The sequence below is a fragment of the Saccharothrix stipae genome, from assembly GCF_054781895.1.
Genome location: NZ_BAAGTN010000006.1, coordinates 61,113 through 83,340 on the forward strand (window position 1 = coordinate 61,113; position 22,228 = coordinate 83,340).

At 72.7% G+C, this 22,228-nt stretch carries 25 protein-coding genes; 12 read left to right on the plus strand and 13 right to left on the minus strand.

Annotation, left to right across the window (positions count from 1 at the left end; genetic code table 11):
• Positions 1–93: 93 nt before the first annotated feature.
• From ACYVLT_RS12100 to ACYVLT_RS12115, 4 genes are all read left to right on the plus strand, one after another.
• Positions 94–2,859, plus strand: a complete 2,766-nt coding sequence (locus tag ACYVLT_RS12100) for a glycosyl hydrolase (RefSeq protein WP_461120233.1) — start codon at positions 94–96, stop codon at positions 2,857–2,859.
• A gap of 38 nt (positions 2,860–2,897) precedes the next feature.
• Positions 2,898–3,839 carry a DUF1996 domain-containing protein gene (locus ACYVLT_RS12105; RefSeq protein WP_461120234.1) on the plus strand — a complete coding sequence of 314 codons (942 nt, stop codon included), beginning with the start codon at positions 2,898–2,900 and terminating at the stop codon, positions 3,837–3,839.
• A 97-nt stretch (positions 3,840–3,936) separates the two neighbouring features.
• Entirely contained in the window at positions 3,937–4,542 is a 606-nt protein-coding gene (locus ACYVLT_RS12110; RefSeq protein WP_461120235.1) for a DUF2238 domain-containing protein, read from the plus strand.
• Positions 4,543–4,592: 50 nt separating this feature from the next.
• Positions 4,593–5,276: a DUF6319 family protein gene (locus ACYVLT_RS12115; protein WP_461120236.1), complete on the plus strand. Its 684-nt coding sequence runs from the start codon at positions 4,593–4,595 to the stop codon at positions 5,274–5,276.
• 812 nt (positions 5,277–6,088) lie between these two features.
• On the opposite strand, the gene ACYVLT_RS12120 is transcribed toward ACYVLT_RS12115, so the two are convergent.
• Complete coding sequence (locus ACYVLT_RS12120) at positions 6,089–7,606, minus strand: alpha/beta fold hydrolase (RefSeq protein WP_461120237.1); 1,518 nt, start codon at positions 7,604–7,606, stop codon at positions 6,089–6,091.
• A 160-nt stretch (positions 7,607–7,766) separates the two neighbouring features.
• Here ACYVLT_RS12120 and ACYVLT_RS12125 point away from each other — a divergent pair, with 160 nt between their 5' ends.
• Positions 7,767–8,654 (plus strand): EamA family transporter, encoded by an 888-nt coding sequence (locus ACYVLT_RS12125; RefSeq protein WP_461120374.1) that lies wholly within the window; start codon positions 7,767–7,769, stop codon positions 8,652–8,654.
• A gap of 3 nt (positions 8,655–8,657) precedes the next feature.
• Entirely contained in the window at positions 8,658–9,095 is a 438-nt protein-coding gene (locus ACYVLT_RS12130; protein WP_461120238.1) for a DUF1801 domain-containing protein, read from the plus strand.
• Here ACYVLT_RS12130 and ACYVLT_RS12135 read toward each other — a convergent pair.
• The 9 genes from ACYVLT_RS12135 to ACYVLT_RS12175 all read right to left on the minus strand — a co-directional run bounded on the left by ACYVLT_RS12135 (position 9,092) and on the right by ACYVLT_RS12175 (position 13,832).
• Positions 9,092–9,547, minus strand: a complete 456-nt coding sequence (locus ACYVLT_RS12135; protein WP_461120239.1) for a hypothetical protein — start codon at positions 9,545–9,547, stop codon at positions 9,092–9,094. The two genes, ACYVLT_RS12130 and ACYVLT_RS12135, sit on opposite strands and share 4 nt — an antisense overlap.
• Positions 9,548–9,574: 27 nt before the next feature.
• The gene (locus ACYVLT_RS12140) at positions 9,575–10,648 is read right to left on the minus strand and encodes an ATP-dependent DNA ligase (RefSeq protein WP_461120240.1); all 1,074 of its coding nucleotides are present in this window, start codon (positions 10,646–10,648) and stop codon (positions 9,575–9,577) included.
• A complete protein-coding gene (locus tag ACYVLT_RS12145) occupies positions 10,633–11,211 on the minus strand; it encodes an alkaline shock response membrane anchor protein AmaP (protein ID WP_461120241.1) in 579 nt (192 codons plus the stop codon). Before ACYVLT_RS12145 ends, ACYVLT_RS12140 begins: the two co-directional genes overlap by 16 nt.
• Entirely contained in the window at positions 11,208–11,699 is a 492-nt protein-coding gene (locus ACYVLT_RS12150) for a DUF6286 domain-containing protein (RefSeq protein WP_461120242.1), read from the minus strand. The genes ACYVLT_RS12145 and ACYVLT_RS12150 overlap by 4 nt, the downstream gene beginning before the upstream one ends.
• A complete protein-coding gene (locus tag ACYVLT_RS12155; protein ID WP_461120243.1) occupies positions 11,700–12,125 on the minus strand; it encodes an Asp23/Gls24 family envelope stress response protein in 426 nt (141 codons plus the stop codon). It abuts the gene before it with no gap.
• Entirely contained in the window at positions 12,122–12,298 is a 177-nt protein-coding gene (locus ACYVLT_RS12160) for a hypothetical protein (RefSeq protein ID WP_360456685.1), read from the minus strand. Before ACYVLT_RS12160 ends, ACYVLT_RS12155 begins: the two co-directional genes overlap by 4 nt.
• Complete coding sequence (locus ACYVLT_RS12165) at positions 12,295–12,549, minus strand: hypothetical protein (protein ID WP_461120244.1); 255 nt, start codon at positions 12,547–12,549, stop codon at positions 12,295–12,297. Before ACYVLT_RS12165 ends, ACYVLT_RS12160 begins: the two co-directional genes overlap by 4 nt.
• A 5-nt stretch (positions 12,550–12,554) precedes the next feature.
• Positions 12,555–13,004 carry an Asp23/Gls24 family envelope stress response protein gene (locus tag ACYVLT_RS12170; protein ID WP_461120245.1) on the minus strand — a complete coding sequence of 150 codons (450 nt, stop codon included), beginning with the start codon at positions 13,002–13,004 and terminating at the stop codon, positions 12,555–12,557.
• A gap of 84 nt (positions 13,005–13,088) precedes the next feature.
• The gene (locus tag ACYVLT_RS12175) at positions 13,089–13,832 is read right to left on the minus strand and encodes a pyrimidine reductase family protein (protein ID WP_461120375.1); all 744 of its coding nucleotides are present in this window, start codon (positions 13,830–13,832) and stop codon (positions 13,089–13,091) included.
• A gap of 39 nt (positions 13,833–13,871) precedes the next feature.
• Between ACYVLT_RS12175 and zapE the strand changes: the two genes are divergently transcribed.
• The 5 genes from zapE (at position 13,872) to ACYVLT_RS12200 (ending at position 18,078) form a co-directional block, all read left to right on the plus strand.
• Entirely contained in the window at positions 13,872–14,882 is a 1,011-nt protein-coding gene (gene zapE, locus ACYVLT_RS12180; RefSeq protein ID WP_461120246.1) for a cell division protein ZapE, read from the plus strand.
• 68 nt (positions 14,883–14,950) lie between these two features.
• Entirely contained in the window at positions 14,951–15,193 is a 243-nt protein-coding gene (locus tag ACYVLT_RS12185) for a DUF3040 domain-containing protein (protein ID WP_461120376.1), read from the plus strand.
• Positions 15,194–15,355: 162 nt separating this feature from the next.
• On the plus strand, positions 15,356–16,993 hold the full coding sequence (locus ACYVLT_RS12190; RefSeq protein WP_461120247.1) for an ABC-F family ATP-binding cassette domain-containing protein: 1,638 nt from the start codon (positions 15,356–15,358) through the stop codon (positions 16,991–16,993).
• Between the two features lie 28 nt (positions 16,994–17,021).
• Positions 17,022–17,870 (plus strand): COX15/CtaA family protein, encoded by an 849-nt coding sequence (locus ACYVLT_RS12195; RefSeq protein WP_461120248.1) that lies wholly within the window; start codon positions 17,022–17,024, stop codon positions 17,868–17,870.
• Between the two features lie 61 nt (positions 17,871–17,931).
• A complete protein-coding gene (locus tag ACYVLT_RS12200) occupies positions 17,932–18,078 on the plus strand; it encodes a hypothetical protein (protein WP_461120249.1) in 147 nt (48 codons plus the stop codon).
• A gap of 28 nt (positions 18,079–18,106) precedes the next feature.
• Here ACYVLT_RS12200 and ACYVLT_RS12205 read toward each other — a convergent pair whose 3' ends face one another.
• On the minus strand, positions 18,107–18,856 hold the full coding sequence (locus ACYVLT_RS12205) for a histidine phosphatase family protein (protein ID WP_461120250.1): 750 nt from the start codon (positions 18,854–18,856) through the stop codon (positions 18,107–18,109).
• 74 nt (positions 18,857–18,930) lie between these two features.
• Here ACYVLT_RS12205 and ACYVLT_RS12210 point away from each other — a divergent pair, with 74 nt between their 5' ends.
• On the plus strand, positions 18,931–19,566 hold the full coding sequence (locus tag ACYVLT_RS12210) for a hypothetical protein (RefSeq protein ID WP_461120251.1): 636 nt from the start codon (positions 18,931–18,933) through the stop codon (positions 19,564–19,566).
• Here the strand turns inward: ACYVLT_RS12210 and ACYVLT_RS12215 are convergent.
• Both ACYVLT_RS12215 and rocD read right to left on the minus strand, forming a co-directional pair.
• On the minus strand, positions 19,532–20,923 hold the full coding sequence (locus ACYVLT_RS12215; protein ID WP_461120252.1) for a DUF2252 domain-containing protein: 1,392 nt from the start codon (positions 20,921–20,923) through the stop codon (positions 19,532–19,534). The genes ACYVLT_RS12210 and ACYVLT_RS12215 overlap by 35 nt on opposite strands.
• 62 nt (positions 20,924–20,985) lie before the next feature.
• Complete coding sequence (rocD, locus tag ACYVLT_RS12220) at positions 20,986–22,212, minus strand: ornithine--oxo-acid transaminase (protein ID WP_461120253.1); 1,227 nt, start codon at positions 22,210–22,212, stop codon at positions 20,986–20,988.
• Positions 22,213–22,228 lie beyond the last annotated feature (16 nt).

Genomic DNA, 22,228 nt, shown 5'->3' on the forward strand with positions numbered 1-22,228 from the left:
GGCCGGCCGTAGACACGCGCGTCACCAGCGGTTTACCGTTTGGACTGCGTGAGAGCGCTCTCACAGAGTTGTGAGTCCCTGCTGGAGGTCCCTGTGCGTTCAATCCGCCCCCACCTGGTGGCCCTGGTGGTCGCCGTGGCCGCGGCTGCCGCGATCCCCCTCGCCCTACCCGCGACGGCCGACGCCGTGACGGTCGGCGCGGGCAGCTACGCCACCACCCGACCGGCGGGTGCGGTCGGCCCGTCCGACGCCAACGGCGCACCCCTGACGCCGAAGGTCACCGCCCGGATGGCCGGTCGCCCGGTCCCGACCAACGACTGGTGGTCCTCCCTGGCCTTCCAGCGCTACCCGGGCAACCCGTACTCCGAGAACATGTACGCCCACCCGCTGACCTTCCACGCGGCGGCGCAAGGGCTGGGCGTCGGCTACCCGACCAGCCCGAACATCACCCCCGACGGCCGGTTCTACGAGTTCATGCACACCGACGACCTGTTCGTCGGCGTGAGCGGCCTCAACGCGCCGCGCACCCAGGTCGACGGCTGGTCCGACTGGACCGTCACTCCACTGTGGACCGACGGGACGCGCACCCTGCGCACCACCATCGGCCACGGTTCGCCGTACGTGTACGCGGAGGCCACCGGCGGCGCGGCCAGGGTCGGCTTCAACGGCGCCACCACGATCTGGAGCAACACCGGCACCACGCTCGGCGTCACGGTCAACGGCCGCGACTACGCCCTGTTCTCGCCGAGCACGTGGAACGTCGTCGGCACCGCCGAGGCCACCTCCAACGCCGCGTTCTTCTCCGTGGCCGCGCTGCCCGGCCGCGACGCGCTGTCGCTGTTCCAGCGCTACGCGTTCTCGTTCGTCACCGACACCAAGGTCAACTGGACCTACAACTCGGCGAACGCCCAGCTCACGGCCACCTACACGGCCACGACGACCGCACGCCAGGGCACCCAGACCGGCACCCTGCAAGCCCTCTACCGGCACCAGTGGCTCAACTCCACCGACACCGTCACCGCCTACCGCTACACCTCGCCACGCGGTGAGATGCGGTTGCGCGAGGGCTCGTCGTTCACCACCCGCAGCACGTTCAACGGCGTCCTGCCGGCGCTCCCCCTGTCCTCGGCAGCCGACCGCAACCGCTTGCGCGGCGAGATCGACCAGGAGCTCAACGCCGCCGACCCGTGGAAGGGCGCCGGCGACACCTACTGGACCGGCAAGGCGCTGTGGCGCCTGGCGGCACTGGCCCGCGTGGCCAACCAGATCGGCTACACCGAGGGCCGCGACCGGCTGCTGGGCATGGTCCGCGACCGGCTCACCGACTGGCTCACCGCGACGCCCGGCGAGGCGGGCAACCACTTCGCCTACGACGCCACCTGGGGCACGTTGATCGGGTACAAGGCGTCCTACGGCACCGACGCCGAGCTGAACGACCACCACTTCCACTACGGCTACTACGTGCTGGCCGCGGCGGTCCTGGCGCAGCACGACCCGGCGTGGGCGTCCGACTCCCGGTACGGCGGCATGGTCAAGCTGCTGGTCAAGGACGCCAACAACTACGACCGCGGCGAGTCGCGCTTCCCGTTCCTGCGCAACTTCGACGCCTACGCGGGTCACGGCTGGGCGTCCGGCCACGCCGGGTTCGCGCACGGCAACAACGAGGAGTCCTCGTCCGAGGGCATGATGTTCGCCACCGCCGCGGTGCTGTTCGGCCAGGCCACCGGCGACACGGCGATGCGCGACGCGGGCATCTACCTGCACACCACGCAGGAGAGCACCATCGGCCAGTACTGGTTCGACAAGGACGACACGGTGTTCCCGGCCGCGTTCCGGCACGGCACCGTCGGCATGGTGTGGGGTGCGGGCGCCAGCTACAGCACGTGGTGGACGGCCAACCCGGAGGAGATCCACGGCATCAACATGCTGCCGATCACCGGCGGCTCGCTCTACCACGCCGACTACCAGGCCGACATCCTGCAGAACGTCAACGAGCTGCGGGCCAACAACGGCGGCACCGAGGTCGAGTGGAAGGACGTGATCACCCAGTTCCTGGCGCTCGCCGACCCGGCGCAGGCGCTGGCCAACTACGGCTCCGGCCTCGTCCCCGAGGACGGCGACTCGCGGGCCCACGCCCACCACTGGATCACGTCGCTGAACACGTACGGGACGCCCGACACGTCCGTCACCGCGAACGTGCCGACGCACGCCGTGCTCAGCAAGAACGGCGCGCGGACGTACGTGGCCTACAACCCGGGCACGACGACGGCCACGGTGACGTTCTCCGACGGGCAGACCCTGTCCGTGCCGGCGTCGTCCACCGCGTGGCGCGGCCCGGCGGGCAGCGGCGTCGACTCCGGTTCCGGCGGCGTGAACCCGACGTCGACCACCACCACCTCCACTACTACTACGACCACCACCACGACCACGACGGCTCCGCCGGTCAGCCGTGACGCCTTCGGAACCGTCCAGGCGGAGTCCTACGACCAGCACAACGGCGTGTTCAAGGAGACGACCACCGACACCGGTGGCGGCCAGAACATCGCGGGCATCGCCAACGGCGACTGGGCGCTGTTCCGCGGCGTCGACTTCGGCACCCGCACCGGGCGGCAGTTCCTCGCCCGGGTCGCCAGTGGCGCGGCCGGCGGCGTGAGCGGCCTGGTCGAGGTCCGCGTCGGCAGCCCGACGGCGGCCCCGCTGGGCAGCTTCGCCGTCGCCAACACCGGCGGCTGGCAGAGCTGGCGCACCGTGCCCGCGAACATCACCGGCCTGACCGGCAAGCACGACGTCTACCTGACCTTCACCAGCGGCCAACCGGCCGACTTCGTCAACGTCAACTGGATCACGTTCGGCTCCTAGACCTGCCGCCGCATCCCGCTCCACTCGGAGGAGATCGGATGAACGCGAGAATGAGAGGTGTCATCGGCACCGCGTCCGTCGCGCTGGCACTGGCCCTGATCGGGTCGGTGGTCGCTTACCAGCCGGCGGGCGCGGGGCCCGTCAACCACGGAAACCACGCCGGCCACCCGGCCGCACCGGACGCGGACCAGGCCGCGGCCATCGAGGGTCAAGCCGGCATCCAGGCCGCGTCGGAGTTCCGCGCCAACTGCCGCGCGAGCCACCGGTCCGGCAACGACCCGATCATCTACCCCAACCAGACCGGCGCGTCGCACGTGCACGAGTTCTTCGGCAACCGGTCGACCAACGCGTCGTCCACGTACACGTCGCTCAAGGCGGCGGGCACCACGTGCGACCCGGTGGTCGACCTGTCGGCCTACTGGGTGCCCACCCTGTACAAGAACGGGCAGCCGGTCGCGCCGGAGAGCGTCACCGTGTACTACCAGGGCATCCACGACATGCAACGCGCCGTCGCGTACCCGCCGAACATGAGGTACGTCGTCGGCAACGCCCGGGCGACGAGCCCCGACCAGAACCCGTCCGCGCGGTGGTCGTGCACCACGCAGTCGCCGTCCAGCCGGGACTTCATGAACTGCCCCGCGGGCACCAAACTGGAGACCTACCTGGACTTCCCGACCTGCTGGAACGGCCGGGACCTGGACAGCGCCAACCACAAGGACCACATCGTGTTCTGGAACGGGTCGTGCCCGTCCACGCACAACGTGGTCCTGCCGAGGCTGGAGTTCCTGATCACCTACCCGGTCAACGGCGGCGGGCTGTCGCTGGGCGGCACGGTGAACGGGGCCAACGTGACCAACGCGCCGGGGTACACCTTCCACGGTGACTTCATCAACGCGTGGGACCAGCCGGAACTGGAGCGGAGGGTGCGCAACTGCGTCAACGCGGGGCGCATCTGCGGCACCAACGGCAACCCGATCTAGTCACGGGTCACCGCACGGGCGGCGGCGGGGGTCCTCGCCGCCGTCCGTGTCCCGATTGGACTTCTGGGCGGGGGCGGCGGCCGGCAGGATCTGCGGGATGGAGCCCAGGGACCGCCTGCCGGTCACCCTCGCGGTACTCGTCGTGGTGGCGGTCGCGGTGTCGGCCATCCGGCCCAAGAGCTACGTCACCTGGCTGCTGGAGGTCGCGCCGATCCTCGTCGCGCTGCCGCTGCTGGCCTGGACCCGCCGCCGGTTCCCGCTGACGAGCCTCGCGTACTGGCTGATCTTCGGCCACGCGCTGGTGCTCGCGCTCGGTGCCCACTACACCTACGCCGAGGTGCCGCTGGGCGAGCTGCCGTGGACCGACCGCAACCACTACGACCGGTTCGCCCACTTCGTGCAGGGTTTCGTGCCCGCCGTGCTGGTGCGGGAGATCCTGTTGCGCCGGACGCCGCTGCGGCCGGGGCGGTGGACGTTCTTCCTCGTGTCCGCCACCTGCCTGGCGATCAGCGCGGGCTACGAGTTCGTGGAGTGGGCGGGCGCGTTGATCGGCGGCGAGTCGGCGACGGACTTCCTTGGCACGCAAGGGGATGTGTGGGACACGCATTGGGACATGCTCCTTGCGCTGGTGGGGTCGGTGGTCGCACAGTGGGTGCTCGCGCGTGCGCACGACCGGCAGCTCGCGGGATTGTCGGTGGGGTAGGGCAAGCTGCACACGACGGATCTTGTGCAAGTCGTGGAGGTAGGTAGGCGATGGCGAAGGCGAAGCAGAGCTCGTTGTCCCCGCAGGACATCGACCACCTGCGCGCGGAGTTGGCCGCGGGCCGCCCGCCCGCGGTCTGGTTCACCTCCGCCGCGGTCGGGGTCGAGGCGGGGCGGTCGGCGAAGGTGATGGCGTTCACCGAGCCGGCCGAGGGTGATTTCATCCAGGTGCGGCCGACGGGGGAGCGGGACGACCTGTCGTTCTCGCCGGCCGAGCTGACCGTGGAGAAGCCGGCTCCGCGCAAGCGCGCGCCTGCGGCCCCGGCCGCCGCGAAGGCCGCCGAACCGCAGGCGCCCGCGCCGGTCGAGCACATCTACACGCCCGCTCCCGCGCCGCCGAAGCCGAAGCCCGCCCCCGCGCCCGCCGCCCCCGCGCCGGAACGCCGGCCCGCCGCGCGAAAGCAGGTGAAGCCGGCCGAGGTGACCGTGACGCTCACGTCGACGGCGGACGGCGAGTGGACGGCCGACGTGCAGTGGGGTTCGAAGCGCACGTTGAAGGCCGCGCCGGTGGCCGCGTCGGCGGTGTCGCAGGCGGCGAAGCTGCTGCCGGCGGAGGTCGACGAGGCGGTGGAGAGCGTGCTCAGCGCGGCCCGCGAACGCCACTTGGCGCGGGTCGAGCAGCTGCGGGCGGAGCTGGCGGAGGCGCAGCGGGCGTTGGACGAGCTGAGCGGCTGACCCGGCGAGAACACGTATTGCAACGTATTGATGATTGGCGTTCCGCGATCGGGTGAGGGTACTTCCCCTGGCCGGCGGTAGGGCGGACGGTGAGGTCGAAATACCTTCGGTCGCACGAAGTCCCTCGACGCCGCGGAGGCACAAGATGGTGGTTGAGAACACGACAGCTGAGCAAGTCCAGCTCGGCAGCTGCGGGTGCTGCAACGGTTGCACCGGCCCGGGCTGCGGGTGTTGCTCCAGCTGCTAGATCCGCGACTGCTGCACCCACCACAACCCGACTACCCGACCCCGGCCGCCCCAGCGCGCCGGGGTTGGGACCTGACCGGCCATCCCGGAAGTGGGCGGGCAGGCCACGGCACGACCGCCGCGCGGCTCGCAGCCCGCGGCCCGAACCACCTTCCCGCCCGCTGAACCACCTTCCCACCGGCCGGGGCTCGCGGCTCGTCGGGCTCTGGTGGCGGGCACTGGCCGGCAGGGCTTGCGGCTCGTCGGGAACTGGCAGTGGGCACTGGCCGGCATGCAGGGCTTGCGGGCTCTGCCGTGGGTGTCGGGCTCAGCCGGGTGTCGGGCTCAGCTGGGTGTCGTCCGCCGCCGGGTGTCAGGCGCCGGTGGGTGTCGGGCTCTGCCGGGGCTCGCGGATTCCGCCGACCCGAGCGCCGTCGACCCGAGTGCGTTCGACCCGAGTGCCGCGGCGGGGCTTGTGGCGGACCGGGGGTGGTTTCGGCGCTCCGCTGGTTTTCAACCGAGGTGCGGTAACAGTGTTTCCGTACATTTTCGGGCAATGATCACCCGATCGTGTTCAGCTCCCGTCCTCACGGCGGGCACACCGTACCGCTCGACGGCACCTTCGCGCTCACCAAGAACTCCTCGGCCGCCTTGGTCGCGCACGCCGACTGGCCGAGGGCCCCGTGCCCACCGCCCTGCCAGCCGACCACGACCCCGGCCGGCAGCGCCTGAGCGGCCCGCTCGCTGCCCTCGCGCGGCGTCACCGGATCGGCGGCCGTGGTCAGCACCAGCACCGGCGGCGCGCCGACCAGCCTCGGCACCTTCACCGCCTGCGGCACCGGGAAGGGGCCGCAGGCCAGCAGCTTGCGGGCGAAGTAGGCGCCGAACAACGGCTGCTTGGTCCGCCAGTCCGCGGCCATCCCGGCGACCCGCTCGGGCGGGATGCGGGTCGTGGTGTCGTTGCACGTGGTGACGATGCCGGCGTCCAGCCGCGGCGCGTCGTCGTCCTGGCCGAGCACGAGCGGCTCGATGAGGGCACTCAGCTTCGTCCCGTCGCCGCCCTCCGCCGCCACGATCGCGTCGGCCAGCGCCGACCACCGCGGCCGGTCCGCCAACCCCGCCAGCACCGCCTCCGTGGCCGTGCCCGGCGTGAGGTCGAAGTCGCCGCCGCGCAACGGCTTGTCCCGCAACGAGTTCAGCAACGCCTTGAACCGGTCCGTCGCGTCGGCACCCAGCGGGCAGCCGCGGATCACGCAGTCCTTCTGGAACGCCGAGAACGCCTCCTCCGCCGCCACCGCCCGCGTCTGCAGCACCGCCGACACGTCCAGCGTGGGGTCCGGCGCGCCGTCGAACACCACCCGCCCGATGCGGTCCGGGTACCGGCTCGCGTACAGCGACAGCACCCTCGACCCCTCGCCGAACCCGATGGCGTTCAGGTGCCGCACGCCCAACTCCTCGCGCAGCTGCTCCAAGTCCGCCGACGCACGCCAGGAGTCCACCGCGGGCAGCCGGTTCTCCATGTCGAGCACGCACTCGTGGCTGGCCTTCGTGTAGGCCTCCGCCAACTTCTCGTGCGACTCCGCGCCCGGATCGGCCTCCACGATGCCCTCGCGCACCTCCTCCGGCACGCACTGCACGGGGTCCGACTCGCCGGTGCCCCGCCGGTCCACGCCGATCAGCGTGAACGTGCTCAGCACCGACGCGGGCAGGCTCGCCGCCAGCCGCGCCGCCTTCAGGGTGCCCGGTTCGCCACCGGCCTCGCCGACCACCACCAGCGGGCTGCCGCCCGTGCCGACGCGCAGCAGCGACATGCCCAGGTTGCCCCGACCGGGACGGCTCGGCGTGTCCAGCCGCACGGTGACCTGCGCGCACTCGTAGTCCCACGCGCCCGCCGGCGCCGAGGCGCCCATCCGCGCCCGCGCCGAGTCGGTGCACGACGTCCAGGACAGGCCGGGTGTCTCGTAGGTCTCCAGTGGCGGGACTTCGAGGGGACCGGAGGGGACGGACACCGACGACGGCTCCTCACCGTCACCGTGCACGGCGATCACCGGACGGGTCGACGGACCCGCGCTGCACGCGGTCAGCGCGCTCAGAGCCACCAGCATCCAAGTGGCGTGACGCCGACGCGGCACGGCGGTCCCCTCGCTCTCTCCCACGGCGTTGGTCTCCCGATGGGCTTGGTGCAGAGCCTCACACAGTCCAGGTGAGACTTCGGTGAGCGGGCTGGGGCAGGATGTCGGGGTGGTCACGGTGCACGTCGAAGGCATCCCCGAGCGCAGGTTGCGCCGCTCGGGGCCGTTCACGCTCGCCGCCAAGGCGTTCGGTGCGATCCCACCGCCGGCCCTGGTGCTGTTGGGCGTGGTCAGCGTGCAGGTCGGCGCGGCCGTGGCGAAACAGCTGTTCACCCTGGCGGGCGCGGCGGGCACGGTCACGTTGCGGCTCGTGCTGGCCGCCGCGATCCTGCTGCTGGTGTGGCGTCCGTCGCTGCGGCTGGACCGGCGGACCTACGCGGTGATCGTCGGCTACGGCCTGGTGCTCGGCGCGATGAACCTGAGCTTCTACCAGGCGATCAAGCACATCCCGCTGGGCGCGGCGGTGACCATCGAGTTCCTGGGTCCGCTGGCGGTGGCCGTGATCGGGTCGCGGCGCTGGCTGGACGGGGTGTGGGCGCTGCTCGCGGCGGCCGGTGTACTGCTGCTGACCAGGGCCGACGGTGGTCTGGCGCTGCCCGGCGTGCTGTTCGCGGCGGCCGCGGGCGCGTGCTGGGCCGGGTACATCCTGCTGACCGCGGCGCTGGGCAGCCGCACGTCCGACGGCAAGGGCCTGGCGTTGGCGATGGTGGTCGGCGCGGCGGTGGCGCTGCCGTTCGGCGTGGCCGAGGCGGGCACGATGCTGCTCGACCCGGTGGTGCTCATCGCGGGCGCGGCGGTGGCGCTGCTGTCGTCGGTGATCCCGTACTCGCTGGAGCTGGAGGCGCTGCGCAAGATACCGCCGCGCGTGTTCGGCATCCTGATGAGCCTGGAGCCCGCGGTCGCGGCGCTGGCCGGGTTGATCGTGCTGCACGAGGCGCTGCACCCGGCGCAGTGGGTCGCGGTGTTCTGCGTGGTGCTGGCGTCGGTCGGGGCGACCCGGACCGCGAGACCGGAGGTGTGAACGATGGCGCGGAGCAAGGCGTCGACGGTCGAGGAGTACCTGGCGGAGCTGCCCGAGGACCGGCGCGCGACGGTGTCGGCGGTGCGGGACGTGATCGTGGCCAACCTGCCGGACGGGTACGTCGAGGGCATGGCGTGGGGGATGATCACCTACTCGGTGCCGCTGGAGGTGTCCGGGAAGACCTACAACGGGCAGCCGCTCGGGTACGTGTCGCTCGCGTCCCAGAAGAACTACCTCTCGCTGTACCTGATGGGCGTGTACGGGGAGCGCGAGCAGGAGTTCCGGGCCGAGTTCGAGGCGACCGGGCGCACGCTGGACATGGGCAAGAGCTGCCTGCGGTTCAAGCGGACCGATGACCTGCCGCTCGACGTGATCGGACGTGAAGTCGCACGTCAGAGCGTGGACGAGTTCGTGGCGAAGGCGCGTGCCGCGCGGGCCTAGGCCTTGGCCGTCGGTTCGGGCGCCGGCTCCTCGACGCTGAGCCGCCCGTCGACCAGCTCGCCGCCGCGCTGCTCGAAGATCGTCGCGTAGGTCGCCGAGTACCTGCGGTAGACGTCGAGCACCTCGCCGTCGGCCGCCGCGGCCACGTCCGCCCGGTACTCGTCGCGCAGCCGCCGCATGGTGTTCACGTCGCCGCGCCGCTTCAGGCTGTGCAGGTAGGGCTTGAACGTCACGTTCAGCCCGCCGACCACGGCCGCGATGAGCAGCAGCACCTTGCCCAGCGGCGTCTCCGACGAGGCGAAACCCACCGCCAGCACGGCCGGCACCAGGATCAGCACGACGGTGTAGGACAGGCCGGTCGTGCGGTGCACGACCCGCCACAGCGACAGCCGCCGGCAGTCGTGCCGCATGCGGTCGTCGAGTTCCCGGATGAGCGCGTCCACATCAGCCACGGGTCGTCACGGTACCCACCCGAGCGGTCACGCGGGGCGAACTTCGCCTCGCAGCACCGATTCCACGTCGTAGCGCGCGGGCTGGTCGAGCTGGTCGTAGCGGCACGACCCGGGCTCGCGGTCGGGCCGCCAGCGCCGGAACTGGCCGTTGTGGCGCAGCCTGGCGGGAGCGGCGCCCTCGGTCTGCGAGTACGCGATCTCCAGCACGCGTTCGGGCCGCAACGGCACCCAGTCGGCGTGCTTGCCGCGCCACCGGTTGATCTCGCCGGGCAACCGGCGGCCGTCCGGCTCCACCAGCCACGGGTGGTCGTCGGTGGTGATCAGGTCCTTGAACTCCTCGGCCAGCGCGCGCCGTTCGGCCGCCTTGAACGAGCCGACCACGCCGACGTGGTGCAGGATGCCGGCGTCGTCGTGCAGGCCGAGCAGCAGCGAGCCGACGGCCGTGCCCGGCTCGGTGTCCTTGTGCCAGCGCAGCCCGGCCACCACGCAGTCGGCGGTGCGGGCGTGCTTGACCTTGATCATGGTGCGCTTGCCCGGCGTGTACTCGCCCGCGGCGGGCTTGCCGATGACACCGTCCAGCCCCGCGCCCTCGAACAGCTCGAACCACTGCGCAGCCAGGTCGCCGTCGGTGGTCGCGGGCGTGAGGTAGAGGCCGTCGCCGGGCGTGATCAGGCCTGCCAACGTCGACCGCCGCTCGGTGCACGGCCGCTCCAGCAGCAGGTCGTCGCCCACGGCCAGCACGTCGAACGCCACGAAGCTCGCCGGTGTCTGCTCGGCCAGCAACCGCACGCGGCTCTCCGCCGGGTGGATGCGCTCGGACAACGCGTCGAAGTCCAGCTTGTCGTCCTTGGCCACGACGAGTTCGCCGTCGACCACGATCCGCGGCGGCAGGGTGCGCCGCAGCGCGGCCTCCGCCTCCGGGAAGTACCGGTTGAGCGGCTTGCCGCTGCGCGACTGGAGGAACACCTCGTCGCCGTCGCGGAACACCAGGCAGCGGTAGCCGTCCCACTTCGGCTCGAACACCAGGTCCGCGCCGGTCGGGATCTTGTCCACCGAGTTGGCCAGCATCGGCTGCACGGGAGGGGTCAACGGGAGCGCCACCAGGCCATCCTGCCTGGTGAGGCGCGCCGGCGCACGCGTTGCCGCGCCCTCTTGGCCAGATCGAGCCGCACCGCGGCCGGCAGCGCCTCGACACCCAGTGCGGCCCGCGCCCGTGCCAGCACCCGCCCGTCCAGCTCCCGCCACACCCGCGGGACGTCCGCGCCGTGCCGCAGGGTCAGCCGCAGCCGCAGCGCGGGCGTGCCGACCACGGACACCTTCGCGCCGTGCACGCCGTGGAGCCGCTCGGCGTCGGCCCGCACCGCCGCCGCCAGCGCCTTGGCGGTGACCACCACGTCGTCGTCCAGCCGCAGGTCGGGGCGCCGTTGCGGCCGCACCGCCCGCCACGCCCACCACAGCCCGAGGACGACGGCCAGCAGGCCCAGCACGAGCAGCCCGACCCGGACGGGCAGCAGGTGCCGGCGCGCCCAGTCGAGCACCACCGGGTCCAGCACCGGCCGGTCGACGCCCAGCCGGTGCAGCGCCACCGCGCCGCCCCCGACCAGCAGGGCGACCACGCCGAGGGCGAACGCCATCACGCGTTCGGTGCGGTTCGAGTGGTTCACGGGCGGTCCTTCGGCGCGATGACGACGACCGACACCTTCGGCCGGGTGGGCATCGGCAGGTCGTCCACCGCCGCCTGCGCGACCTTGCGGAGTGACGCCTCGTCCAGCGGGCGGCCGGTCGCCCGGACCCGCACCTCGCGCCGCGACGCGGTGACCGACGCGGCCACCACCCCGTCCTCCGCCCGCACCCGGTGCCCGACCACGCGGGCCAGCGACGTCGGCGTGATCACCACGCGGACACCGTCGGCCGGGTCGTCCAACGGCACCTGCGACACCCCCGCCCGTGACGCCACGACCAGCAGGAGCAGTCCGCCGGCCGCCAGGCACGCGCCGATCACGAGCACCGGCCGGTCCACCCAGGACCAGTCCGGCGGGGTCGGCCGGCCGCGCCCGGACCAGTGGCGGGCGACCGCGACGACCAGCAGCACGCCGGCGGCGGCCAACGCCGAGCCGAGCAACGGCGACAACACCCGCAGCAGCAGCCGCATCTACCCGACCCGCGGCAGGGACTCGGCCCGCAGCGCGGACACCGTCACGGCCACCGACCGGACCCGGAACCCGGTGATCCGCTCGACCTCTTCGGTAACGCGCCGCCGCACGTCCGCCGCGACCGGCCGGATGGGCGCGGGGTAGTGCAACGCCAACCTCACCGCGAGTTCCAGGCCACCGCCCGCCTCACCGACCCGGACCGCCGCGCTCGGCTCCGCGCCGGGCACGAGGCGGACCGCGTGCGCGGCGACCTTGCGCACCACGGCGGGGTGGATCTCCAGGGAACCTCGCGCCTCGGCGGCCCCGATCGGGTCGGTGGCTGCCGTGCCCCTCGCGGTCGGGTAGTCCGGGTCGGGCGGTGTCGTCGTGTCGGCCGAAGCGGTCGGGTAGGTCGTGGCGGGGTTTGGGGTGTTCGGTGTGGTCACTTGTCGCGACCCCGGCCGAGCAGGTCGCCCAGGTCCAGCTCCCCGTCGACGACGCGGCCGACGACGAGCCCGATCACCCCGACCGCCAGCGTCACCAGGAACGCGGTGAACCCGCTGGTCGCGGCCAGTCCCAGGACCAGGCCCGCGAGCAGGCCGGTCTGCGTCGCGCTCATCGGCCCTCCCACTCGATGTCGGCCACGACGACGTCCACCGGCGCCGGGCCGGCCACCCGCGCCACCAGTGCCCGCAGCTCCGGCACCACCTCGCCGATCGGCCGACCGGGCCGCAGCACCACCGCCACCTCCACCCGGTCCCCGACCCGCACCCCGTCCACGCGCCGCCCCGGCAGGTAGGAGGCGAACGCGCGGTCGAGTCGCGCCACGTCCGGGTGGGCGAGCAGCACCGCCTCGACGTCCTCCGCCACGTGCGTCACTCGACCCGGGACCCGGTCGTCGGCGCGGCCTCCTCGTCGTCCTCCGGCAGGTGGATGTCGTTGACCGCGATGTTGACCTCGATGACCTCCAGCCCGGTCATCCGCTCGACCTGGCCGATCACGTTGCGCCGCACGGCCCGGGCCAGGTCGGCGATGCTCGCGCCGTACTCGACCACGATGTCCAGGTCGACCGCGGCCTGCTTCTCGCCCACCTCGACGGCGACGCCGGCGGTGTTCGCGGTGCCCGCTCCCGGGATCCGCTCGCGCAGCGCGCCGAACGCCCGCGACACGCCGCCGCCGACGGCGTGCACGCCGGAGATCTCCCGTGCCGCGACGCCCGCGACCTTCTGCACGACCGTCGACGCGATCGTGGTCCGGCCCGGCTCGGTGTCCTCGGCCGAACGCGCGGCGCCGGTGTCCGGCTTGACGGCGGTGCTCTGAGCCACGGCGTGCCCTCCGAGTTCGGTGCGTGTCCGTTCGGACGCGCACCGTATGCCGGTCACGCCGTGGACGGGCTTAACACCACCGGATCAGGCGTCACTCTTGCGGTACCGAAGCAGGAGCGCGCTGTCGTGGTGCAGCACCGACTCCAACTCCATCGACCGGGGCGTCGGCGGCAGCGGCCCCACCGCGATCCGCCCGGCGTCACCGCCCGCGAGCAGCGGGGAGAACGTCACGCACAGCGCGTCCACCAGGTCCGCGTCGATCAACGCGCCGAACACCCTCGGTCCGCCCTCGCAGTCGACCCGGCGCAGCCCCCGCTCCTCCAACGCCTCCAGCGCGAGGGCCATGGCCACGGTCTCCTCACCGGCGACCACCACGTCGGCGCCCGCCGCCGCGAGCGCGTCACGCCGCTCCCGGGGCGCGGCCCGCGTGGTGAGGATGATCGGCGGCACGGCCGTGCTGGTCAGCAGCGTGGACGTCGGCTCGATCGAGCACCGCCCGCTGATCACGGCGATCGGCGGCACGGGCGCGAGCCCCAGCCTGGCCCGGCGGGACGCGCGCACCTCGCCCGCCTTGACCCCGTGGTAGCCCTCGACCAGGGCCGTGCCCGCGCCGACCAGCACCACGTCGCACAGGTCCCGGCCGAGCATGAACACCTTGCGGTCGGCCTCGTTGCCCAGGCCCTCGGACCGTCCGGCCACCGACACCGCACCGTCCAAGCTGGACACGAAGTTCACCTGCACCCAGGGCCGGTCCAGCCCGGCGGGGTAGTCGTAGAGCCGTTCCAACTCGTCGTCGGTGATCTCGCCGTCACGTGGTGGCCACAACATCCGCACCGCCACATCCCAGCACGCCGTTACGATCCGGGCATGTCCGCCCCGCCGCGCCTGTCCGACCGCACCCCGCACGTCGCCGCGGACGAGTTGGTCGACGCGATGGTCCCGCCGCCCCGCTTCGACGCGGTGCGCTTCGACACCTACCTGCCCAACCCGGACGAGCCGAGCCAGGCCGCGGCGGTGCGGGCGTGCCGGGAGTTCGCCGAACGGGTGTCCGAGGGCGGCACGCGCGGCGTGCTCGGCCGGCTGTTCAAGCGGTCGAACGCCGACGACGCCAAGCCCGGCCTCTACCTCGACGGCGGGTTCGGCGTCGGCAAGACCCACCTGCTGGCCTCCGTGTGGCACGCCGTGCCCGGCCCGAAGGCCTACGGCACGTTCGTGGAGCTGACGAACCTGGTCGGCGCCCTCGGCTTCGGCGAGACGGTGCGCCGCCTGTCGACGCACAAGCTGCTCGCGATCGACGAGTTCGAGCTGGACGACCCGGGTGACACGATGCTGGTCACCCGCCTGGTCAAGGAGCTCACGGCGGCGGGCGTGTCGGTCGCGGCGACGTCGAACACGCTGCCGGACAAGCTGGGCGAGGGCCGGTTCGCCGCCGCGGACTTCCTGCGCGAGATCCAGTCGATGTCGGCGAAGTTCACCGTGGTCCGGGTCGACGGCCCCGACTACCGGCACCGGGGCCTGCCGGACGCGCCGCCGCCCCTGGCCGACGAGGACCTGGTGGCCAAGTCGCGGAGCACGCCGGGCGGCACGCTGGACGACTTCGGCGACCTGTGCGCCGCCCTGGCCCGGATCCACCCGTCGAGCTACGGCCGGCTCGTGGACGGGGTCACCGCGGTGCACCTGCGCCACGTCCGGCCCGCGCCCGATCAGGCGGTCGCGCTGCGGCTCGTGGCGCTCGGCGACCGGCTCTACGACCGGGACATCCCGGTGGCGGTGTCGGGCGAGCCGCTCTCGGAGCTGTTCACCGCCGAAATGCTGCGTGGCGGCTACCGCAAGAAGTACCTGCGGGCGGTATCGCGGCTCGTCGCGCTGTCCCGCTGATCTTGCCTGCTCAGACCCCCGTTCGGGCGCGTTTTTGGGGGTTTGGCGCCGGGTATCCCTCGCCCGTGATGAGCGAAGCGGAACGCCGCACCCTCAGTGAGATCGAGACGAGACTCGCGGACGAGGAGCCGGGCCTGGCCTCGGCTCTCGTCGCCGGGAAGCCCCGGCACCCGGCGCTCAGCTACGCCCTCGTGGCCACGTTCGCGGGCCTGGGCGTGCTGCTGCTGTTCCTCGGGGCGTTCGGCCCCGCCCTGGCGTCGCTGGGGTTCAGCGCGGTGCTCCTGCTGATGCGCGGCTACACCTGGCGTTGAGCCGAGGCCACGGCGTCACCCCGAGCCGTGCGGCTGCCGACCCCTGCGCTCCGTAACCCCAGCCCTTCGTGACCCCTGCGCTCCCTAACCCCAGCCCTTCGTGACCCCTGCGGCGACACCGCGCCTTCATCACAGCCCAATTCGCTGGCCATCAGCCCTGGCATGGCCGACCATGCGCGGGTGGGATTCCTCGACGCCAACGGCCTCGCCTTCCGCCTGCCCGACGGACGCGAGTTGTTCCGCGACGTGTCGTTCAAGGTCGGCACGAACAGCGTGGTCGCCCTGGTCGGCGCGAACGGCGTCGGCAAGACGACCCTGCTGCGGATCCTGTCGAACGAGCTGACGCCCACCGCGGGCAGCGTCCGCGTGCAGGGCGGCCTCGGCGTGATGCCGCAGTTCGTCGGCTCGGTCCGGGACGAGCGCACCGTGCGCGACCTGCTGCTGGCCGCGTCGCCCGCGCCGCTGCGGGACGCCGCCGAGGCGCTCGACGCGGTCGAGTTGCAGCTCATGGAGAACGACGACGAGCCGACCCAGATGCGCTACGCCGACGCGATCACCGCGTGGGGCGAGGTCGGCGGCTACGACGCCGAGGTGCTGTGGGACACGGTGACGGTCGCCGCGCTGGGCGTGCCGTTCGACCGGGCCAGGTTCCGCGAGGTCCGCACGCTGTCCGGCGGCGAGCAGAAGCGCCTGGTCCTCGAAGCGCTGTTGCGCGGCCCGGAGCAGGTGCTGCTGCTGGACGAGCCGGACAACTACCTCGACGTGCCGGGCAAGCGGTGGCTGGAGGAACGGCTCCGCGAGACCGGGAAGGCCGTGCTGCTGGTCAGCCACGACCGGGAACTGCTCCACGTCGCCGCGACGCACGTGGTCACGGTGGAGGCGCACTCGGCGTGGACGCACGTCGGCTCCTTCGGCACCTGGCACGCCGCCCGCACGTCCCGGATCGAGCGCCTCGCCGAGCTGCACCGCCGCTGGAACGAGGAGCACGACCACCTCAAGGACCTCGTCCGCACGCTCCAGATCCAGGCCCGGATCAGCGAGGTGATGGCGGCGAAGTACCGGGTCATGCGGGCCAAGCTGGAGCGGTTCGAGGAGGCGGGTCCGCCGCCGGAGCTGCCGACCGACGAGCGGGTGGCGCCCCGCCTGCGCGGTGGCCGCACCGGCGTGCGCGCGATCACGTGCGAGAACCTCGAACTGACCGGCCTGATGAAGCCGTTCGACGTGGAGGTCTTCTTCGAGGACCGGGTCGCGGTGCTCGGCTCCAACGGCTCGGGCAAGAGCCACTTCCTCCGGCTGCTCGGCGGCGGCGACGTCGCGCACACCGGCGTGTGCCGCCTCGGTGCGCGCGTGGTGCCGGGCCTGTTCGCGCAGACCCACCAGCACCCGGAGTGGATCGGCCGCACGCTGGTCGACATCCTCTGGCACGGCGAGGACGGCCGCGCGGGACGTGACCGCGGCGCGGCGATGGCGGTGCTGAGCCGCTACGGCTTGGGCAAGCAGGGCGACCAGCGGTTCGAGACGTTGTCCGGTGGTCAGCAGGCCCGGTTCCAGGTGCTGCTGCTGGAGCTGTCCGGTGCGACGTTGCTGCTACTGGACGAGCCGACCGACAACCTGGACCTGAACTCGGCGGAGGCGTTGCAGGACGCGCTGGAGGGGTTCACCGGCACGGTCGTCGCGGTCACGCACGACCGGTGGTTCGCCCGCGGTTTCGACCGCTTCCTGCTGTTCCGCTCCGACGGCGAGGTGGTCGAGGTGGACGAGCCGGTGTGGGACGAGGCGCGGGTCAAGCGCGTGCGTTAGGGGCTCTAGGCTCCTGGACGTGAATGCTGTGCGGCTTCCCGTTCGGCGACCCGCGCACGCGGCGGCCGTGGCGGCGCTCGTGGCCAACGTGCTGATCGTGCTCACCGGCGCGCTGGTGCGGCTGACCGGCTCCGGGCTGGGCTGCCCGACGTGGCCCACCTGCACCGACGAGTCGTTCGTGACCACGCCGGAGATGGGCGTGCACGGCGTGGTCGAGTTCGGCAACCGGGTGCTCGGCATCGTCGTCGGCTTGATCACCCTGGCCCTCGTGGTCGCGGTGGCCCGCCAACGCGCCCGCCCGCCGAAGACGCTGCCGCTGGCCGTCGGTGTCCTGGTCGGCGTCGGGTTGCAGGGCCTGATCGGCGGGCTGAGCGTGCGCCGGGCGCTCGCGCCCGAGGTCGTCGCCGTCCACTTCCTGGTCAGCATGGTGCTGGTCGCCGCGCTCGTGGTGCTGGTCGACCTGCTCGGCCGGCCCGACGCCGTGCTCCGCGCACCGGCGAACCTCCGGCTCCGGATCGGCGTGGCGGCGATGCCCGTGGCGCTCACCGGCGTCCTGGTGCTGGGCACCCTGGTGACCGGCAGCGGCCCGCACGCGGGTGACGAGAACGCGCGCCGGTTCGGCTTCGACCCCGCCGAGGTGGCGGCGTTCCACGTGCTGTTCGTCGTGGTGCTGCTGGGGCTCCAGCTCGGTGCGGCGATCGTGCTGCGCACCCCGGCCGCGTTCGCCGCGTTGGCGCTGTCGTTCGCCCAGGGCGTGCTCGGCTCGGTGCAGGAGGCGTTGGCGCTGCCGGTGCCGCTGGTGGCCGCGCACGTGGTCACCGCCGCGCTGATCGTCGCGGCCACCACCCACCTGGTCGTGCGGACGTTCCGGGTCTAGGTCGGTCACGTGGCCGCACCGAGGCCTTCGCGGACCAGGTCCGGTGCGGCACACTTGACGCGTGGACACCGGCCTGGTGGTGGCGCTCGTCGCCACCGTGATCGTGATCGTCAGTGGTGTCGTCCTGGCCGTGCGGACCCGGCACGACCCGGGCCACCCCGACGACGGGCAGGCACCGAACTCGTCCGACGGCGGTGGTGGCGGCTGAGCCGACGGGCTCGCCCGTCGACGGGCGGCTAGCGGGTGCTCGGCTCGGGTGCGCGGGCGGCGGAGTCCCGGGTCGCCGTGGCCGGGGCACCCTGTTCGACCAGGTGGCTCGTCTCGAACTCGCGTTCCAGCACCCACAGCCCGTCCTCGCGCCGCCACGACGTCAGCGAGGCGTTGGGCACCACGCGGTTGCGCGCGAACGCCGCCAGGTCCGGCTCCGGCAGGCACTCCAGCAGGTAGCGCAGCAGGAACGCCTGCAACTCGTGCCCGAACAGCAGCACCCGCCGCCCGTCCAGGTCGCGCAGCAGCGACCGCAGCCGCAACGCCACGTCCGCCCACGACTCGCCGCCCGGCGGCCGGTAGTAGAACTTGCCGAGCCGCCGCTCGCGCGCCCGTTCCTCCGGGTACCGCTGCGCCACGCCGTGACTGGTCAGCAGGTCGAGCACGCCCAGCTCGCGGTCGCGCAGCCGTTCGTCGACCCGGGTGCGCGGGTGCCCGTTCACGGTGAGTCGCGCGGTGTCGATGGCCCGCCGGTACGGCGAGCAGACCACCAGGTCCGGCCACTGCTCGCGCGGCACCGAGGCGAACCACCGCCCCAGCGCCCGGCCCTGCCGCTCGCCCGCGGCCGACAGCCGCACGTCCGCGTCGCGCTCGGCGATGTCGATCACCTCGTGGCCGGCCGACTCCGCGGCCTCCCGCGCCACGTTGCCGGTGCTCTCGCCGTGCCTGATCAGCCCGATCCAGTCCACCGCAACGGAGTCCACCCCAACGGAGTTCACCTGAGCCAACTTAGCCCTCCGGCCGCGCGCCGGCACTCCCTGGTGTTCACCCGCGAGCGGTAGAACTTCGGGTTGTGGACGACGTGGACGCGTACTGCGAGCGACTGGCACCCGGTCTGTGGGCCGAACCGCTCAACGCGGTGAGCAACGCGGCGTTCCTCGTCGCCGCGGCCGTGCTGTGGTGGCGCTACCGGCCGCGGACCCGCGATCTGCGTGCGCTGCCGGTGCTGCTCGCGCTGGTGGGGTTGGGCAGCCTGAGCTTCCACACCGTCGCCGACACGCTCACCAACTGGTTCGACATCGGGTTCATCGCGGCCTACGTGATCTGGTACTTGATCGTGTTCGCGCACCACTACCTCGGCGCCCGCTGGGCGCTCGCCTGGCTCGCCGCGCCCGCGTTCGTCGTCCTCGCGGTGGTGACCGCGCCGCTGGGCGCCCTCGTCCCGGGCGGCTCGGGCATCTACCTCGCGCCGTTCCTGTGCCTGCTGGCCGTCACGGCGATCGCGGCGGCCCGCCGGATGCCGTGGCACGACCTGGCGTCGGCCGCCGGCGTGTTCGTGGTGTCGGTGACGCTGCGGACGCTCGACCAGCCCCTGTGCGGCGCGTGGCCGAGCGGCACGCACTACTCCTGGCACGTGCTCAACGCGGTGGTGCTGTTCCTGGTGGCGCGTCAGGTCATTCGCGTTCAGCGGGCAGCCGGCCGGACTTGACCGCCGCGGCCAGCGCCTCGTGGTCGGCGCACGTCCGGTCGGCGTAGTCCAACGCGTACCGGGCGACCGCCTCGTCCAGCTCCTCGCCACCCGCGCAGTACCCGGCCAGCAGGCGCGGGTCGACCGACCGGCTGTGCGCGCGGGCCAGCAGCGCGCCCGCCAGCCTGCCGTAGTCGTCCAGGTCGTCCCGCTTCAACGTGGTCGCGTCGATCTCGCCCTTGCGGTTGCGGAACTGCCGCACGATGTAGTCGCGCCCCTCGATGGTGGTCCAGCCGAGCAGGATGTCGGTCTCCGCCTGCACGAGCCGCGCGCCGTGCACGATCCGCTTGCCCTCGTGCTTGACCGGCTGGCCGGCGTTCTTGGCGGACGCGCCGAGGAACGGCGCCAGCGCCGACGGTCGCGCCTCCTTGGCCTGCAACACCAGCGCCTCGTCACCGTTGCCGTGCAACAGGACCAGGTAGTTGCGCCAGCCCACGCTGCCGGTGCCGACCACGCGGAACGCCACGTCCGACACGCTGTAGCGCATGATCAGCTCGTACCGGGACTCGCGCAGCGTGTCCACGTAGGACGGCAGGGCGTCGACCACGGACCGCGCCGCCTGGTCGGAGATCCGGGACAGCACGGGCGGGTCCGGCACGAACCGGATGTGCTCGCCCTCGCGCCGGGTCCACTTCGCCGCCACCCGCGCGCTGGTGTTCTTGCGCGCCTTGGACGCCGCCTTGGTGAAGTCGTCCAGCAGGTCGTCGGCCTTCGTCTTGGACAACGCCGACTCGTCGCCCAGCGCGTTCCACGACTCCATGAACGGGATCTCGGCCAGGTGCCGTGCCGCACCGCGGTAGGCGCGCACCGCGTCGGACGCGGCGTCACGGCAGCCCTTCTCCGACACGCCGCCCTCCCGACCCGCCAGCACCAGCGACGTCGCCAACCGCTTCAGGTCCCACTCCCACGGGCCGGGCAGCGTCTCGTCGAAGTCGTTGATGTCCATCACGATCCGGCCTTCGGGCGTGCCGTAGAGGCCGAAGTTGGCCGCGTGCGCGTCACCGCACAGCTGGGCGTCGAGCCCGCTGCGCGCGCCCACGGCCAGGTCGCCCGCCATCAGCCCGGCGCTGCCCCGGAAGAACGCGAACGGCGAGACGAGCATCCGGCCGATCCGCAGCGGCACCAGGTCCGGCAGGCGGCCCTCGTTCGAGGCCTCCACGAACTCGACCACGGACGGCCGGTCCGGCGCGAGCCGCAGCTCGCGGTGCGCCTGGTGGCTCACCGCCGCCCGCAGCTCGCGGCCGCGCGCCAGGACCTCCTCCGGGTCGACCCACTGTCCCAGCGCGACGGCCGCCTCGGCCCGCTTGCGTTCACCCATGGGGGTAAGGATGCGTCACGGACCCGCTGGATACGTCTCGCTCGACACGTCTGTGACCTGCGTTAACGCTGAGTGCTCAACACCTCGCCGATAGCGTCGACGCCCCGGTCCAACTCCTCGCGCGAGATGACGAGCGGGGGAGCGACGCGCAGGGTGGTGTCCTGCGTCTCCTTGCACAGCACGCCCAGCCCGGCCAGCGCCTCCGACGCCGCCCGCCCGCGCGGTCCGCCGGGCGCGATCTCCACGCCGGCCCACAGCCCGCGCCCGCGCACCTCCGCGACACCACGCCCGACCAACTCGCCCAGCCGCGCGTGCAGGTGGGCGCCCAGCTCGCGGGACCGCTGCTGGAACTCCCCGGTCGCCAGCAGCCGCACCACCGCCCGGCCGACCGCGCACGCCAGCGGGTTGCCGCCGAACGTCGACCCGTGCTCACCGGGCCGCAGCACGCCGAGCACGGCACGGCTGCCGACCACCGCCGACACCGGCATGATGCCCCCGCCCAGCGCCTTGCCCAGCGTGTACAGGTCGGCCCGCACGCCCTCGTGGTCCAACGCGAGCAGGTCGCCGGTGCGGCCGAGGCCGGACTGGATCTCGTCCGCGATCAGCAGCACGTTGTGCTCGTCGCACAACGCCCGCGCGCCCGCCAGGTACCCCGCGGGCGGCACGACCACGCCCGCCTCGCCCTGGATCGGCTCCAGCAGCACCGCCGCCGTCCGCTCGGTGATCGCGTCGCGCAGCGCGTCCAGCGACCCGTACTCGACGACCACGAACCCCGGCGTGAACGGCCCGAAGTCGCCGCGCGCGGTGTCGTCGGTGGAGAAGGAGACGATCGTGGTGGTGCGGCCGTGGAAGTTCGACCCGGCGACCACGATCTCGGCGGTGCCGTCCGGCACGCCCTTCACCCGGTACGCCCACTTGCGCGCGACCTTGATCGCCGACTCGACGGCCTCCGCGCCGGAGTTCATCGCGAGCACCATCTCGGTGCCGGTCAGCTCGGCCAGCTCCCGGCAGAACGGGCCGAACTGGTCGTGGTGGAACGCGCGGCTGGTCAGCGTGACCCGACCGAGCTGCTCGACCGCCGCGGCGACGAGGTCCGGGTGGCGGTGGCCGAAGTTCAGCGACGAGTAGCCGGACAGGAAGTCCAGGTAGCGGCGTCCTTCGACGTCGGTCACCCACGAGCCCTCGCCGTGCGAGATCACGACCGGCAGCGGGTGGTAGTTGTGCGTGCTCCACTCGTCGTCGAGCGAGATGAAGTCAGAGGAGCTCAGAGCTGCGGCCATGGCGGTCATGTCTCCACACTAAGGG